Here is a 15,024-nt window from a genome sequence, read left to right as displayed (position 1 = left end):
GGGGGGAAACCCGCCATTCCGCCGGGGAGGGAATACCGCGCCGCACGGGGGCGGGCCAGCATGTGGACATGACAGGAAGTGCCGGTGCCGTCGGACAGGCGGTGTCGGTCCGTTCCGCCGGAAGGAGAACACGTCATGCTCAGCCTCGACAAGATCCTGGGGACGGCGACTGCGGCGCTGGTGCTCGCCGTCGTCCCGGCTCTCTCCGCCGTCGCCGCGCCCGCCGCCGGGACGGCGGACACCCGCCTTGCGGGCTGTATCACCTGGCTCGACAGTGCAGGTCCCGCCGGAGCCGGCCGGGGCCATGCGAAGTGTGCCGGGATGGGCGTCTACGTCAGGGCCACCGTGCACTGTGCGGACGGCAGTTCGGCCACCAGCGGATGGCGGTGGGAGTACAACAAGGCCGAGTGTCCCACCGCCGTGAAGGCGCGCAGCGTCTCCTACCAGACCAAGAAGTAGCCCGCCCGCCCCCGTCTCCGCCGTCACGGCCGAGCAGGTTGGGGGTTGGGGCCCGTCATTGGACTATCGTCATCGCGCCCGTCCGCGCCCATGGCCGGGGCCGTGGTCGCGGGCGAGTGTCAGGAAGCAGCGTCCGTGCGAGGTCCAGCGCTCCCGCTCGGTCAGGCCGGTGCGGGCTGCCCGGTGGGCGGTGGCGTCGGCGCCCAGGCGGGCCCAGGGGAAGGGCGGGCCGCACCGGCCGGCGGGTCCCTCCACCCGGACGGTCACCTGTTCGTCCACCGGCAGCGGCTCCACCTCGACCAGCAACCGGCCGCCGGGGGCCAGGAGTTGCAAGACCCGGTGGAGCAGGGCGTCCGGGTCGCCGCCGATGCCGAGATTGCCGTCGGCGAGCAGGACCGCGCCCCAGCGGCCCTCGGCGGGCAGCCGGTCGAACACCGAGCGGCAGAGCGCCGGACCGCCGAGACCGTGCGTGCGGTCGACGGCCGCCAGCGTCACGTCCACCCCCATCGCGGGCACGCCCAGCGCCAGCAGTTCCGCGACCAGCCGGCCGGGGCCGCAGCCGAGGTCCAGGACCGGAGTGCCGAGGCCGACGCAGCGCCGCAACAGGTCGTGGTCGGCCCCGGCGGCGGGGGCGCACCAGCGCTCGACCTCCAGCCGGATCCGCCCGCCGTCCGAGCGGCGCAGCCACAGCGGGCCCCGCCCGGCCCGGATCGCCTCGGCGAACGGGTCGTCGATCCAGGGCTGTGTACCGGCCATCAGCCCGCCGCCCCGGGCCGCCCCGACGACCCGCCCCGGACCGGCTCGGTGTGCTCGCCCGCGACGGACTGCCAGCGGCGGGCGAACTGCCCGGTGGGCGCGAGTACGGCGACCTCGGCGGCGTCCCTGGCGCTGTCCACGTCGGTCAGGACCGGAAGGTGGTGGACGGTCATGCCGTCCAGCCGGTCGAGCAGCGCCGCCCCGGTCCCTTCGCTGGACATCGGCACGTCGAGCAGCAGCCGGCGTGCCAGCGCGGCCGTCGGCCGGGCCAGGCCCAGCGCCCAGAAACCGCCGTCCGCCGCAGGCCCGAACCAGGCGTCCACCCCGGCGCGCCGCGCGGCCGACAGCGGTTCGGCCAGCATCCGTGCGGTGACCTGCGGAGTGTCCATCCCGACCAGCAGTGCGGGCGCGTCGGGAGCGGCGTGGGCGAAGGCCGCCGCCAGCCGCCGGTCCAGACCGCCCGCCGACTGCGGGACCACCTCCCAGCCGGGCGGCAGCCAGCGGCCCGGCGCGCCGTCCAGGACCAGCAGACGGCGCCCCGCCGGGACGGTCGACAGCGTGCGCAGGGTGTCCGCCAGCGCGGCCTCCGCGAGGGCGGCGGCCTGCTCGGGCGTGCAGGGCGGGGTCAGCCGGGTCTTGACCCGTCCGGGCAGCGGTTCCTTGGCGACGACCAGCAGGGTCGGCGGCGGCGCCGCGAGGACGGCCCGCATGTCCCGGATCGCCTGGCGGGTGCCGCGCAGGGTGCCGGTGACCTTCGAGCGGCCCGCGCGCGGCCGGTACTCCACCGGCCGTTCGGCGATCCGCATCCCGGCGGCCGCCGCGGCGAGCACCATCTCCAGCGGGTAGCCGGACCGGCGGTCGCCCAGGCCGAGGGCCAGCAGACGTTCGCGCCGGGCCGCCCGCATCGGGCCGAGGTCGTGCAGCGGGGCGCCGGTACGGGCGCGCAGGCGCCGGGAGAGTTCGGCGTTGGCCAGCCGGGCGTGCAGCGGCCAGGCACCGACGGAGGTCGGACGGCGGCGGCCCAGCACCAGGTCCGCGGCGCCGGTCAGGACCGGCTCGGTCACCCTGGGCAGCTGGGCCGGGTCGAGCGAGCCGTCGCAGTCGAGGAAGCACACGAGCTCGGCGGTGGCCGCCAGCAGACCGGCGTGGCAGGCCGCGCCGAAGCCCCGGCGCGCCTCGTGGACGACCGTGGCGCCCAGCGAGCGGGCCAGCTCGGCGGAGCCGTCCGTCGAGCCGTTGTCCACGACGATCGCGCGCCAGCCGGACGGGATCCGGCCGAGTACCCAGGGCAGCGCCGCCGCCTCGTCCAGGCAGGGCAGCACCACGTCGACAGGGGCTGCCGGGGTCGCCGGTTCGGCCGGTGGGGGAGGAGTGGTCACGCGCCTCACGCTACCCAGCGTGAGGCGGGCAGCGGCGGTACCGCGACCTTACGGAAGTCGTACGGAGCAGTCCGGCGGGGCGGGTCCGGACAGAGGGCTTTCTATCCTCGGAGGTGTGACAGAGAACTCCGCCACCTCGGCGGCATCCGTACCCGTGGCCGTGCCGCCCCCGGTGAAGCCCGCCAAGGACGATCGCGCACCCGCGCAGGACGGCCGCGCCCACAGCGCGCACGGCGCCCACCCCGGCGCGCCCGCGCAGGACGGGCGTGCGCAGGCCGTGAGCGCGTCCGAGCCGGTCGGTGCGGTGCCCCGGCCCGGACGGATCCTGGTGGTCGACGACGACCTCACGGTGGCCGAGGTCGTGGCCGGCTACCTGACGCGGGCCGGCCACCGGGTGGAGCGGGTCGCCGACGGCCACGCGGCGCTGGCCGCCGTGGCGGCGGCCCCGCCCGACCTGATCGTGCTCGACCTGATGCTTCCGGGCATCGACGGCCTGGAGGTCTGCCGCCGGCTGCGCGCGACCGGCCACGGGGCCGAGCTGCCGGTGGTGATGCTCACCGCCAAGGGCGACGAGGCCGACCGCATCCTCGGCCTCGAACTCGGTGCGGACGACTACGTCACCAAGCCGTTCAGCCCGCGCGAACTGACCCTGCGGGTCCAGTCGGTGCTGCGCCGCTCCCGGGCCGCCGCCGCACCGGCGCCGGTGGAGCCCGCCCGGGTCCTGACGGCGGGGGACCTGGTGCTCGACCCGCAGGCCCGCCGGGCCCGCCGGGGCGGCCGAGAACTCTCCCTCACCCTGCGCGAGTTCGACCTGCTCGCCTTCCTGATCCGGCACCCCGGCACCGCGTTCGGCCGGGAGGAGCTGATGCAGCGGGTCTGGGGCTGGGACTTCGGCGACCTGTCCACCGTCACCGTCCATGTCCGCCGACTGCGGGAGAAGGTCGAGGACGACCCGGCCGTGCCCGTCCTGATCAACACGGTCTGGGGGGTCGGATACCGCTTCGACCCGGCCGACCCCGGTGGACCGTTGGACCCCGGTGACCCGGCCGGACCGGGCCGGCCGGCCGACCGTACGGCGGGAGCGGACCGGCTGTGAAGGACCTGCTGCTGATCGCCGCCTACGCCGCCCTCGGCGCGGGCGCCTCCGCACTGCTCGGCTGGCCGGTGGTACGCCTGCTGCGGCGGCGCTCGCTCGCGCTCTCGCTGTTCTCGGTGGCCGTGGTGACCGTGCTCGCGATGACCGCCGGGACGCTGGCGGTGGCCCAGGCGATGTTCCTGTCCGACCACGACCTCGGTGTGGTGATAACGGTGCTGTGCATGGCGGCCGTGGTCTCGCTGGTCACGGCCGCGCTGCTCGGCCGCCAGGTGGTCGCGGGCAGCCGGGCGCTGGCCCGCGCGGCCCGTACCGTCGGCAGCGACAGCGGGTTCGCCGCGCCCGCTCAGCCGCTCGGCTCCGAACTGGCTGAGCTGAGCGCCGAGTTGGCCGCGACCAGCGCCCGGCTGGCCGAGTCCCGCCGGCGCGAGCAGGCCTTGGAGCACTCCCGCCGGGAGCTGATCGCCTGGATCTCGCACGACCTGCGCACCCCGCTCGCCGGGCTGCGCGCGATGGCCGAGGCGCTGGAGGACGGCGTCGCCGAGGACCCGGCCCGCTACCTGGTCGGGATCCGCACCGAGGTGGACCGGCTGACCGGAATGGTGGACGACCTCTTCGAGCTGTCCCGGATCCAGGCCGGTGCGCTGACCCTCTCGCTCGCCCGGGTCTCGGTCTACGACCTGGTCGGTGACGCCATCGCGGGCGCGTACCCGCTGGCGCGGCAGCGCGGGGTGCGGCTGGAGGGCGGGCAGGTGGCGGCCGAGCCGGTGGAGGTGGACGGCCGCGAGATCACCCGGGTGCTGGGCAACCTGCTGGTCAACGCCATCCGGGCCACTCCGGCCGACGGTGTCGTCGCGGTCGCGGCCCGCCGTGAGGCGGACGAGGTGGTGCTCTCGGTCACCGACAGCTGCGGCGGTATCCCCGAACAGGACCTGCCCCGGGTCTTCGACACCGGCTGGCGCGGCGTCACCGCCCGAACCCCGCGCGCCGTCGACGGCTCGCGGACCGAGCACGGTGACAGCGGCGCGGGGCTCGGGCTGGCGATCGTCCGAGGCATCGTCGAGGCCCACGCGGGCCGGGCGAGTGTCCACAACGTCCATGGCGGCTGCTGCTTCGAGATCGCCCTCCCGACCGCCGCCGCCCAGTCCTGAACGGCGGTGCAGCCAGCCCCGGTGGGCGGCCCCGCCCGCCCGCCGGGGTGCGGGCCGCTGTCAGCGGTGGTTCTGGAACTGCACCACCTGCTGGTAGGTCGGCCGGTTCTGCCAGGTGGTCTTGGCGTCGGTCACCCCGCCCAGCGGGCGCTGGATGATGGTGTCCGCACACCACTGGTCGCCGGCCGCGCAGTCGCCGTCACCGGGGTAGACCTGCGCCGGGGTCTGGGCCAGCGCACTCTTCAGGGTGTCGAGCAGGACCGTCCGGCAGGCCGACACGCTGCCGCCGCCGCAGTACGGCTGGGCCAGCGGGCCGGACACCTGACCGCCGAGGACACCGCGCAGGTCCTTGTCGAGGTAGCTCCACCACCCGTACTGGAAGGCCGAACCCTTGTGCGGGATGGACTCGTTGGCGCTCACCCCGCCACTGATCGGGCCGGTCTGCCCGCCGGACGGCGACTCGTTGATCTGCAACGCCCCGGTCAGCGCGGCGAACAGCCCGTCCCCGAGCCCCGGCCGGAACACTCCGTCGGCCAGCAGCGGCCACCAGGCGTCCATGGTGCGGATCGCATCCGCGTCGGCGTAGCCGTGGCTGCCCGCCGAGGTCTCCCGCCGCTGACCGCCGTCGGACCGCCAGGTGGTCAACTTCTGTACGGCGGCGGCCAGTGCGGGGTCGGTCACCGGTGCGGTGCCGATCACCTGCAGCAGCTCCGGCAGCACGTCCTCCGCTCGCAGGTCGGTCAGCGCGGCGCTTTCCATCGCCTGGGTGAGCGCGACCCGGGTGACCTTCTTCCCGCTGCCGATCAGGGACTTCACCCGGTCGTCCAGCAGGTTGGCCCGGTGCACCGAGCCGTTGCCGAACCCGGCGGTCGCGTAGTCGGTGGCCTGCTTGTTGTTCCAGGAGACGTAGTAGTCCTGGTCCACGGACTGCGGGTGCTCGGCGGGCGGGGTGTAGCGGGCGCTGTTGGTGGCGGGGTCGAAGCCGGCCCACTCGTAGGCGGGTTCGGCCTTCACCGGCAGCCCGGGGTCGACCCCGGGGGCCCGCACCGGGTTGCTGCCCGAGTTGTAGTACGCGGTGTCGCGGGAGTCGGCGTAGAACCAGTTGAAGGTGTAGTCGATGTTCTGCGCGGCCTGCTGGAAGCTCGCCGGATCGTGCACCACGCCCGGGTCGTTGAGCATCTGGAAGCCGATGATGGAGTCCACCTCGTGGCGGTAGGTGGAGCGCAGCGAGGTGAAGGCGACCGGTGCCCCGCCGACCGTGCCGCGCGCGGTCACCAGGCCGTAATTGGAGCGGTACATCACCAGCGAGTAGGAGCCCTTCGGGGTCGAGTCGGCGGTGGTGGGGGCCCACGCATCCTGCTGCTCCAGGCGCTCCAGCGGGAGGCACCGGCCGTGCCAGAGGTAGGAGTTGCTGACGAGCGTGGCGGGTGAGCCGTCGGTGGTGCAGAGCGGGACGGCATAGGTGTCGGTGATGTCCTGGCCGGCCGAGGTGGCGCTCCAGGCGTAGTCCTGGCCGCGTCCGAGCTCGACGTAGAAGCTCAGCCCGGCGAAGGCCGCGCCGCGCGCGCTGATACCGGGGCCCTGCAGCTCCTCCAGCATCAGCAACTGCGGTGCGAAGTAGCCGGTCTGCGGTCCGAAGACCGCGACGGGGTGCCCGTCGTCGGTGTAACGCCCGGACACCACGAGGGCGTTGGACATCCCGTGCTTCGCGGTGAGCAGGTTGCCCGGCAGCACGCCGGGGGCCCTGGTGGTGCTCTGCGTGGCCGAACCGGTGGCGTCGTAGATCAGCTGCTCCGGGACCACGGAACCGGCGTCGGGCATCGCCGCGCCCTGCGGGTCGGCCGGCGGCTGCGCGTACGGGAAGCGCTGGCCGTCGTGCAGGGTCTGGACGGCCTCGGGGTCGTTCGCCTCACGCAGCGAGCTCCACACCGCGTCCCCGGCGGACCTGCCGTACTGGGCCTCGGCCACCGCCTTGACCTGCGCGGACGCCAGTTCACCGCCGCCGCCGGAGCCGAACAGCGCGCCGATCACCGCGGCCAGCGCGACCAGGTCGGTCAGCTTGAAGGGCTCGATCCCGCCCGCGTTGGTGATCGGGTCGACATGGCCCGTCAGGTCGTACTCGCCCGGGAAGTACCGCCCCTGGTAGGACTCGTTGATGTACTGGTTGATCCCGTCGAGGTAGGCGCGCGCATCGGTGAGCGCCTGCTGCGCCCGGGGGCCCTGGGAGGCGATGGCGTCGATCTGCTGCTGGAGCTCCTGCTCGGTGTAGGGGGCGGCCTGCCAGAAGCTCTGCTCCAGCTGCCGGTTGGCCGCGGCGCCGCCCGCGAAGCCGGACAGCCGGCCGCGGCCCACGTGCCGGAAGAGGTCCATCACCCAGAGCCGGTCCTGCGCGGCGGCGTAGCCCGCGCCGAACTCGGTGCCGTAGCGGGTGGTTCCGGTGACGTGCGGCACCCCGGTCGCCTTGTCGCGGACGATGGTGACGTCCGAGCGGGGCGAACTGCTGGACGCCACCTGGTCGGCGGGGACACCGAACGAGGCGTCGTTGAAGAAGCTGCGCAGCGAACTGTCGGTCAGCCCGGGGTAGGCGGCCGCCAGGTTCGCGTACGGGGCCAGCTGGTCGTCGGTGTGGGCGGGGCGGGTGCCGAAGACCCGGTTGCCGAGTATGTCGGCCAGCGTGGCGTTGCCGTTCTCGCCCGGCGGCAGGATGTCCAGACAGTGGCCCCCGCAGAGGTCGCCCGCCACGGCCGGGGCGGGCCTGGGGGCGGGGACAGCGGCCAGGGTGAAGGCCGCGAGAAGCGCTGCCGTGAGGCCGGCCGCCTGGAGTCTGAGCGCGCGGATGCGTCGGTGCATGTGCCAGCTCCTCCGTTGAGGTACGGGGAGTTGACGGTAGGTCGGTTACCGGTCGGTTGCCTAGACTCCGTACGGCCTGTTGTGTCTGCCAGGACGGGTCGGCGGCTCCGCGGCGTGGGGCGCGCGGGCCCGTGGCGGAGCCGCTCAGCGAACGCCCGGCCGGCGGGGGCCGCCCACCCGGTGGACGGTCCAGGCGAACGCCGCGCCCACGGCGTACCAGAACAGGTCGGGCACGTTGAAGGTGGTCCCCAGCACCAGCCGGGCGACCACGCTCTGCCGCGACAGCTCGGCGGGTATCCCGCTGATCTGCAGGAACTCCACCGCCCAGCTGATCGCCAGGGCGACCGCGGCGGCCGTCACGGGCCTGATCCGGGGAGCGGCCAGGACGGCCAGGCAGTAGACGAGGACGGTGTAGAGGGCGTCCCCGGCGGACTTGGCGACGTCTCCCGGCAGCACGTGCCGGCTGCCCAGCCCGGCGACGACGGTCACCGCCGCCGCCGCGAGCGCCGGCAGACGGGCCTTCAGGGACCGGCCGTCCTGCGGAAGATCGTTCATACCGTTCACCCTAGGGCGCCTCGCCCTCGAACACGCAATCGCCGGACGGGCTGCGCCGCAGGCCCGGCCCGGCGGCTATCCCGGCTCCACGGAGAGCTGGGTGCCCAGTTCCCGGAAGCCCAGCGCCTGCGCCGCCCGGCGGGAGGCGGGCACCCGGGCCCGCCACTGCGGCAGCAGACCGGCCGCGAGCGCGTGTGCCACCGCCGCCGAGCCCGTGACCTTGGCCAGTCCCCGCCCCCGCTGTCCGGGGGCGGTCAGCACGCTGATGTGGGCGGTGCGGCTCGGCCAGGACCGGTAGCCGGCGGCGGCGACGACCGTGTCGCCCTCGCGGACCGCGAACCCGGGCGAGGTGATGGTGAACAGCCCGGCCTCCCGCATGTCCGGCTCGCCCGAGACCTGTTCCAGGGCCCGCAGGCCGCCGTGCCCGGCCGGCAGCTCCTCCAGCGTCAGACCCTCGGCCGACACGGGGCGGAACTCCGCCCGGGAGGTGTAGGCCAGCGCGGCGGGCCCGAGCACCCGGCCGACCGGCAGCACCTCGCGCAGCGCGGTCACCGCCTCCGCACTGGCCACGGCTTCGGCCGACAGGCCCGCCACCGCCCGGTGCACGGCCGCGGCCGCCTGCTCACTGGGCGCGGTCACCAGCGCCGAGCCGCCCAGCACCACGACACCCAGCCAACCGGGCGGGCTGAGCGTGGAGTTCGGTGCGACCACCACCGTGACACCGCCCGTGGGCGCGAACGAGGCTCCCGGCACCTCGGTCATGCCCTCCCACAGTCCACGGGCCCTGCTCAGCAGGCAATCCATCGGCATGGCCCGATCCTCCCAGCCGGAACGGGTGCTGCGCACCCGAAATGAACGCGGCGAACGCCTCGGCGCCCTGCTCCGGCAGGCCCGGGGCGAGCGGAGCATGGTCCAGATCGCTGCGGCGGCGAATCTGTCGGCCGAGACGCTTCGCAAGATCGAGACCGGCCGGGCCCCGACCCCGGCCTTCTTCACCGTGGCGGCCCTCGCCTCCGTCCTCGGCCTGTCCCTCGACGAGCTGGCCGAACTCTGTGCCCCGGTCGCCGAGGAGGGCCCGGACCTGCTGTCCGCGTGACCGGTGACCCGGAGCCGGGCGGTTACCGACTTCGGCGTTTCAGGGTGATGGCGGTGGGAGATCGAGAGAGACCGATAGCTGTACAGATCCTCCAAGGAGTGGCCCCTCACTCCGGTGAACTGCGGCCCGGGCGGCGGCGCCAGGCCCGGGCCGGGGCGCAGGATGACGCCGGCCAGGCACAGCGGGCTTGGCGGACGAGTGAACGTATCCAGGGCAGAAACCATGCGGGTGGATGATCGTTGGACAGGACATGAAGATGATCTCTGGTCTGTCCGCGGCCCTCAGGCGCGTGTCGGTCACTGCCTTGTCGGTCGTCGCTCTACTGCCGGCTGTGGCCGCTCCCGCTCATGCCGTGTCGGCCGACTCAGCCGCCGACCTGCAGACCTTCCGTGCCGAGGCTCTGGGTGCCCACAACACCTACCGGATGCGTCACGGCGTTCCCCGGCTCGCCCTCAGCGACCGGCTTAACGCCTACGCGCAGGAGTGGGCGGACAAGCTGGCGGCCAAGGACGAGTTCAAGCACCGGCCCGATGGCTCCTACGGCGAGAACCTGTACTACGCGTGGAACCCCTCCGCGAGCTTCAGAGTAAGCGGCAACGCACCCGTCAAGTCCTGGTACGACGGGGTCAAGGACTACGGCGGCATCTACGACCGCGACCCCACCGATCAGGAGTTCCCCAAGGTCGGATGCTTCACCCAGGTCGTCTGGATGAGCACGAGGCTGATGGGCATCGGATACGCCGTCAGCGCCAGCCACAGGCACTATGTTGTGGCCGACTACGATCCCACGGGGAACATGATGGGAGAGTTCGCCGCGAACGTCCCCCGGCCCAGGTAGCCGGACCCAGCCCACCGAAGGCGGGCGACCCCACAGCCCGGGCAGGCGCAGCAGTCGCCGGCCCGCCGAGCGGATGCTCAGCCGAAGGCCGCGATCGGCCGGGTGTAAACCCGGGCTGTTCGGAACCGGACGCGTCGCATGTCAATGGGCAGGCTTCTGGCCCGAGTCCAGGCGTACGAGCGCCATCGCAGTCGTGTGTCCCGCCCGTTGAGCAGCCGCTGTCGGCTGAGGGCCGGGCACTTGATGACGATGAGGTTTCGTGCATGCGCTGTTTGTTGAAGACCTGGCGTCCGGTGTGGCGGAAGTTGGTCAGAAAGCGGCTCTGGCTTCATCGTTGCCGGCCGGGGGCGTGCAGTCCGCAGCCCGCGCCCGATCGGCTTCGCTGCCGCGAGCAAGGGTGTCGTGGCTGGTGAGCAGGGTTGCGGTAGGAGTGGAAGGGGCTATTGCGGGCGGCTTCGAGCGGCTTGCATGTTGAGCCATCCGAGTGACTTGGTGTCGACAGTGTTGCTGGCATATTCGTGCCGATGCGTAACTATGACCATCCACACCGGTGGGCCGCCCATCCCTCTCCGGGGGAACGTCGCAGTCGGTGTGTCCGCTGGCTCTCCCTGCGCGCAGGGAAGTTGCGTCAAGGCCGTCATGTTGCGATGGGCACCCCCGTAGAGGATCTGGATCCACCAGCCGGTGCCGTTCGGGGCTGATGCGGCGGCTCACATTCGCCCTGGAGGTGCCATGCGAGCGATCGTCCCACTGCGGATCCTGATCGGTGCTGTGCCTGCAGTCCCCGCTGTGTACGCCGAGACAGCCTCGCCTGAGTCGACGACGCGCAGACATGGCAAGGGAACCAGTTCAGAGCTCTACCAGTCGCGGCACAGCCTCCGCTGTGGGGGCCTGTCCTGCCGGACCCGGTGCCTGACCGGCTGCAAGACCACCGCGCTCCACTCCGATACGGATCGGCTGGGCAGTCGCGCTTCCAGGCCGCAGACCGCGTTCGGGCTGCGGACGGCCTACGCGAGCCCCGTCCGAGCGGTACCGCCACACGAGCCCCGACCGGCATACTCCTGTCAGCCGGGGCTCACCCCGTCCTCACGGGGAGACCGCTACGACCTCCGCCTCGGCGGGCAATGTGAGCAGTCGTGCGTCGAGGTCCGCCGACACGTCGGCGACGCCGACGGGCGGTGGAATCGCAAGGGCTACGGCGGTGCGCTTCGGTGTTGCGCCCGCCGCTACATGGTCCCGTCCGCGGCCCAGGCCGCCGCTGTGGTGCCGACCGGGTCCGGGATCACGCAGCTCACCGCCTTCCGCTGCTGTGGTTCGCCTCGGCGTACCGCGTGTTGGTGAAGCGCATGGCAGACCAACCACGTTCCCGGCGGGGTGCGTTCCGTCGAGGCCGCGGTGAGGCGAGCTAGGGCATTCATGAGGCGAGCTCCGGTGGTGCCACGGCACCACCGGAGCTCGCCTCACGCGATTGCGGGGCGTTCATCCACTGTCCGTCGTGGATCATGTCTCACCGGACTGAGGTTCCCGCACCCGCGCGGGAGCGCCTATTTCCAGCAGTCCTACAGATAACGGTAGGCGCCGCCGTTGCTGGTACCCGCGCCCGTGACCACCGTGACCTGGACCGTGCCGGTTCCCGCCGGGGCGACGGCCACGATGGCGCCGTCGCTGAGGACAGTGAAGTTGGTGGCCGGGGTAGCGCCGAAGTTCACCGCCGTGGCGCCGGCCAGCTGAGCGCCGACGATGAGCACCGGGAGGCCGCCTGCCGCCGGACCGAACGGCGGCACCAGCGCGAGGATGACCGGCGGGACCGGGGCCTGGTACGTGTAGCTGGCAGGGTTGCTGGTGCCCGCGGCCGTGGTCACCGTGACCTGGACGGTGCCGGTTCCGGGCGGGGCGACGGCCGTGATGGCACCGTCGAACAGAACGGTGAAGCTGGTCGCGGGCGTGCTGCCGAACATGACCGCCGAGGCCCCGGACAGCCCGGTGCCGACGAGGGTGATGGTGTTGCCTCCGGTCGTCGGGCCCTGCGGGGGTACGAGCGCGAGCAGGATCGGTGCCATTGCTTTCCTCTTTCCGAGTTTGCGGGAGAGGCCGGGCGAGCCGCTTCGAGCGGTGTCGCCAAGGCGTTTGATTTCAAGCTAGATTTCCCGCTCGCCCATGGCAATGGGATGAATGCGTCCTGACGGAGCGTCAGCTTCACAAGCCGCTCGTGGTTTTTGTTTTGGGCTGCGCGGGCGTGCGCCGAAGTCACGCCGTGATGGCCACCGGCGACCGGATCGACCGAATTTCAATGCGTGATGATCTCACTTCGGTGGCCGGTGTGTCAGTTCCCTGATCCACCATGGAGATCGCTTTCTGGAAATATTGATCAACTCCTTCGGCCTTCTCGGGGTGCATCGGAATAAACCTCGGAGCGACATCTGGGTTCCTCTCTTGCCGGCAAGCCTGTGCGGCGCATGCTCCTCGGGCTGCCTGGACTTTCTTGACATGTCGGCCAGAATCCTGGCGAACGTGATGATGTTGCGCGGCCGGAAGGGCGTTGCATGAGCACACTCAGGGAGTATAGGGTGGCCCGGCAGTGGGGATCGGGTGAGCGTAGAGAATTTTCATATTCGCGTAAAAAGCCTCGTGAGCAGCTCCTGTGGATAGTATGATATTGCCCGGAGTGTGTGCTCATCAAGAATTTTCGAGTGTGCTCCTGGCGCTCATGGGGGCGCTTTGGGGTGTGCATTGCGACTTATCTGCGGCGCACGCCGTCACGATGCCTACTCTGCGCCTTTGGTGACTCTGCTTGCGCCCTTCCCGATGGCAGTCTTCTTGGCTATCTTCATCGTGTAGGAACGGATTTTCCCGAGAGGGTTCCGCCTTTCTGAAAGGTGGGATTATTGAGTGCCTTGCCGCATCCTGTGCTCGCACTTCTCAAGGGGGGGCCGGATGAAATCCCCAGAGTCCTGGAGATGTCGCCAGACTGGTCCGGAGAGCAAGTGAAGATCCCCCTCTGGAGCGGGTATGAGCATTTTGAGTTTTCCCAGGAATACGTCGACATCGGTGGCGGCCTAATGCCCGTCTACCGCTGGGCGTACCGCACGGCAATCGCCGAGTAGCGTCGCCACGGGGACGCGTGGGTGGGCCGCCCAGTGGTCCACGGTGAGGGTGGGTGTCTCCGGTCTCCGGTTGACGAACGCCGGCAGTCTGCGGCGGTCGCGGCAATCGTCGGCGTGATCAGGAACACGTCGGACCCGGCAGGTCTCGGCGCGCGCGTGGTGATCGCACAGTGCCCAACGGGCTCGGCCGCAGGTCCGGCGGGTGTCAGGGAAAGCGTCGGGTTCGTGCGGCAGGTCCATGAACCGGCTACCAACACGGAGGTGAGCACTGATGGGTGAGTTCTCCACCGCACAGATCGCCGTGGCGATCGTTCTCCCCGGCGCCCGAGGGGGTGTGTCGTGACCCGGCCGACCGCGATCGCGAGCCGCGGCGGCACTAGCGCGCGGGACGCCATGGTCACCGGCATGGGGTTCTGCCTGCCGGGTGACAGCCGACCGGTATTGACGGGGGAGGACGTATGGGACGTTGCCTCCCACGGGCGTTCGTGCCTCAAACACGACGGCGTCTACTACGGCGCGGTCAACCTGCCGCCCGCCGCGTTCGACGAACGCCTTCCGGACGTTCCGGGGATCTTCTCCCGGCACTACACCAACGCACACCGCTACGGCCTGGTGTCGTTGGTGGAGGCCTGCGCGGACGCCGGACTGGACATCCGTGCGGGGGATCTGGCGCGCGCGGCCATCCTGGTCGGTCGTGGGGGAATCGACGCCAACATCCCCAGCTATCTCGCCGTGCTGCAGGCCGACGCCGAGACGACGACGCCGCAGGAGGCGATGCAACTGTTCGTCAGGGGCCAGCAGGCTCTCACACCGTCCGATGTGGCCCTGGTGCAAGGGGCGCTCACCTGCACAACCGGCCCCTGTTTCACCGTGTCGTGCGGCTGTGCGTCCTCCGCCGTACAGATCGGCAACGCCCGCCGTATGATCGCAGACGGGTCGGTCGACCTCGCTGTCGTCACCGGGGTCGATGTCTTCGGCGTGGATGTCATCCAGAACGTCCAGCGTCTACTGCGTGGCGCCCAGCGCACGTACGAGTCGATCCGGGTGCCCGGAATGCCGGAGATGCTCCCGTCGTTCGACCGCCTCATGCGGCCTTACGACCGGCGTGCGGACTGCGTGAACCACGGCGAGGGATCCGCGACCCTGGTGCTGGAAAGCCGCGAGCGCGCGCAACGGCGCGGAGCCTACGCCCATGGGCAGATCCTCGCCCATGCCATGACCCGTGACGGGCTCTCGAACCCGCTGGCGAGCGACGAGGGTGGCGCCTCGCTGGTCGCCGCCGTCCGCGAGTGTCTCGGGAACCGTTGGGAGACCGGCCAGGTCTCCTACATCCACGGCGGCAGCGACGGCGACGTGGTGGTGACCGCCTTCGAGGCGAATGCAGTCAGACATCTGTATGGACCTGCGGCCCCCAGCATGCTGATGACGTCCCAGGAAGCATGCTTCGGCCACAACGGTGCCCCGGCCGGTGCCCTCGGCGTCGCACTGACGCTGCTCATGATGGAGCACGGCGAGGTGTGCCCCACCGCGAACTGCGAGCAGCCGGCAGACAACCTCACCTTCGACCCCGTGCCCGGCGTCCGCACCCGGCCTCTCGACTTCGACTACGCGCTGAGCTGCAACTACCAGATCGGAGGCGTCAAGAGCGTGATCCTGCTCGGCACCCCGGACGCCACCTGAACCCATCGGTCCGCACCGGCCGGACCGTGCCAACACCAGCCGCAGGCCGCCCTCCTGACATGT

13 protein-coding genes and 2 pseudogenes are annotated in these 15,024 nt (G+C 71.7%); 7 read left to right on the top strand and 8 right to left on the bottom strand.

All coding sequences use genetic code 11. The features are described 5' to 3' along the window. Positions 1 to 135: 135 nt before the first annotated feature. Positions 136 to 459, top strand: coding sequence for a hypothetical protein (locus UK12_RS04180; RefSeq protein WP_045299607.1), 324 nt, complete (start codon positions 136 to 138; stop codon positions 457 to 459). Positions 460 to 528: 69 nt separating this feature from the next. Here UK12_RS04180 and UK12_RS04175 read toward each other — a convergent pair whose 3' ends face one another. The 3 genes and pseudogenes from UK12_RS04175 to UK12_RS42955 all read right to left on the bottom strand — a co-directional run. Further along, positions 529 to 1,215 (bottom strand): methyltransferase domain-containing protein, encoded by a 687-nt coding sequence (locus UK12_RS04175; protein WP_045299605.1) that lies wholly within the window; start codon positions 1,213 to 1,215, stop codon positions 529 to 531. Continuing rightward, positions 1,215 to 1,925, bottom strand: a complete 711-nt coding sequence (locus tag UK12_RS42960) for a TIGR04282 family arsenosugar biosynthesis glycosyltransferase (protein ID WP_231591038.1) — start codon at positions 1,923 to 1,925, stop codon at positions 1,215 to 1,217. The genes UK12_RS04175 and UK12_RS42960 overlap by 1 nt, the downstream gene beginning before the upstream one ends. Further along, a pseudogene (locus UK12_RS42955) lies at positions 1,908 to 2,540 on the bottom strand (glycosyltransferase family 2 protein); the annotation flags it as partial. The pseudogene UK12_RS42955 and the gene UK12_RS42960, both read right to left, overlap by 18 nt. Before the next feature lie 358 nt (positions 2,541 to 2,898). Here UK12_RS42955 and UK12_RS04165 point away from each other — a divergent pair. Both UK12_RS04165 and UK12_RS04160 read left to right on the top strand, forming a co-directional pair. After that, positions 2,899 to 3,603, top strand: a pseudogene (locus tag UK12_RS04165) (response regulator transcription factor); the annotation flags it as partial. Between the two features lie 83 nt (positions 3,604 to 3,686). Beyond that, positions 3,687 to 4,838, top strand: a complete 1,152-nt coding sequence (locus tag UK12_RS04160) for a sensor histidine kinase (protein WP_045299603.1) — start codon at positions 3,687 to 3,689, stop codon at positions 4,836 to 4,838. Positions 4,839 to 4,898: 60 nt separating this feature from the next. On the opposite strand, the gene UK12_RS04155 is transcribed toward UK12_RS04160, so the two are convergent. From UK12_RS04155 to UK12_RS04145, 3 genes are all read right to left on the bottom strand, one after another. Continuing rightward, positions 4,899 to 7,688 (bottom strand): penicillin acylase family protein, encoded by a 2,790-nt coding sequence (locus tag UK12_RS04155; protein WP_045299601.1) that lies wholly within the window; start codon positions 7,686 to 7,688, stop codon positions 4,899 to 4,901. 144 nt (positions 7,689 to 7,832) lie between these two features. Beyond that, positions 7,833 to 8,243 carry a ribosomal maturation YjgA family protein gene (locus tag UK12_RS04150; RefSeq protein ID WP_045299599.1) on the bottom strand — a complete coding sequence of 137 codons (411 nt, stop codon included), beginning with the start codon at positions 8,241 to 8,243 and terminating at the stop codon, positions 7,833 to 7,835. Positions 8,244 to 8,318: 75 nt separating this feature from the next. Then, entirely contained in the window at positions 8,319 to 9,053 is a 735-nt protein-coding gene (locus tag UK12_RS04145) for a GNAT family N-acetyltransferase (protein WP_045299597.1), read from the bottom strand. On the opposite strand from UK12_RS04145, the gene UK12_RS04140 reads away from it, so the two are divergent. Next, entirely contained in the window at positions 9,052 to 9,339 is a 288-nt protein-coding gene (locus tag UK12_RS04140; RefSeq protein ID WP_045299595.1) for a helix-turn-helix domain-containing protein, read from the top strand. The genes UK12_RS04145 and UK12_RS04140 overlap by 2 nt on opposite strands. Positions 9,340 to 9,691: 352 nt before the next feature. Continuing rightward, positions 9,692 to 10,177, top strand: a complete 486-nt coding sequence (locus UK12_RS04135) for a CAP family protein (protein WP_197084546.1) — start codon at positions 9,692 to 9,694, stop codon at positions 10,175 to 10,177. A 1,559-nt stretch (positions 10,178 to 11,736) separates the two neighbouring features. On the opposite strand, the gene UK12_RS04130 is transcribed toward UK12_RS04135, so the two are convergent. After that, a complete protein-coding gene (locus UK12_RS04130; protein WP_052681513.1) occupies positions 11,737 to 12,237 on the bottom strand; it encodes an IPT/TIG domain-containing protein in 501 nt (166 codons plus the stop codon). A 187-nt stretch (positions 12,238 to 12,424) separates the two neighbouring features. Next, positions 12,425 to 12,574: a hypothetical protein gene (locus UK12_RS39365; protein ID WP_156178523.1), complete on the bottom strand. Its 150-nt coding sequence runs from the start codon at positions 12,572 to 12,574 to the stop codon at positions 12,425 to 12,427. 488 nt (positions 12,575 to 13,062) lie between these two features. On the opposite strand from UK12_RS39365, the gene UK12_RS04125 reads away from it, so the two are divergent. Together UK12_RS04125 and UK12_RS04120 are read left to right on the top strand one after the other, a co-directional pair. Further along, positions 13,063 to 13,281, top strand: coding sequence for a DUF5988 family protein (locus UK12_RS04125; protein WP_156178522.1), 219 nt, complete (start codon positions 13,063 to 13,065; stop codon positions 13,279 to 13,281). A 393-nt stretch (positions 13,282 to 13,674) separates the two neighbouring features. Further along, on the top strand, positions 13,675 to 14,961 hold the full coding sequence (locus tag UK12_RS04120; RefSeq protein ID WP_045299591.1) for a beta-ketoacyl synthase N-terminal-like domain-containing protein: 1,287 nt from the start codon (positions 13,675 to 13,677) through the stop codon (positions 14,959 to 14,961). The last annotated feature ends 63 nt before the right edge of the window (positions 14,962 to 15,024 follow it).

The organism is Saccharothrix sp. ST-888 (assembly GCF_000955975.1).
In the GTDB taxonomy this organism is placed as follows: domain Bacteria; phylum Actinomycetota; class Actinomycetes; order Streptomycetales; family Streptomycetaceae; genus Kitasatospora.
Note: the sequence above shows the minus strand (reverse complement) of the source record. Positions and strands in the feature narration are given on the sequence as shown.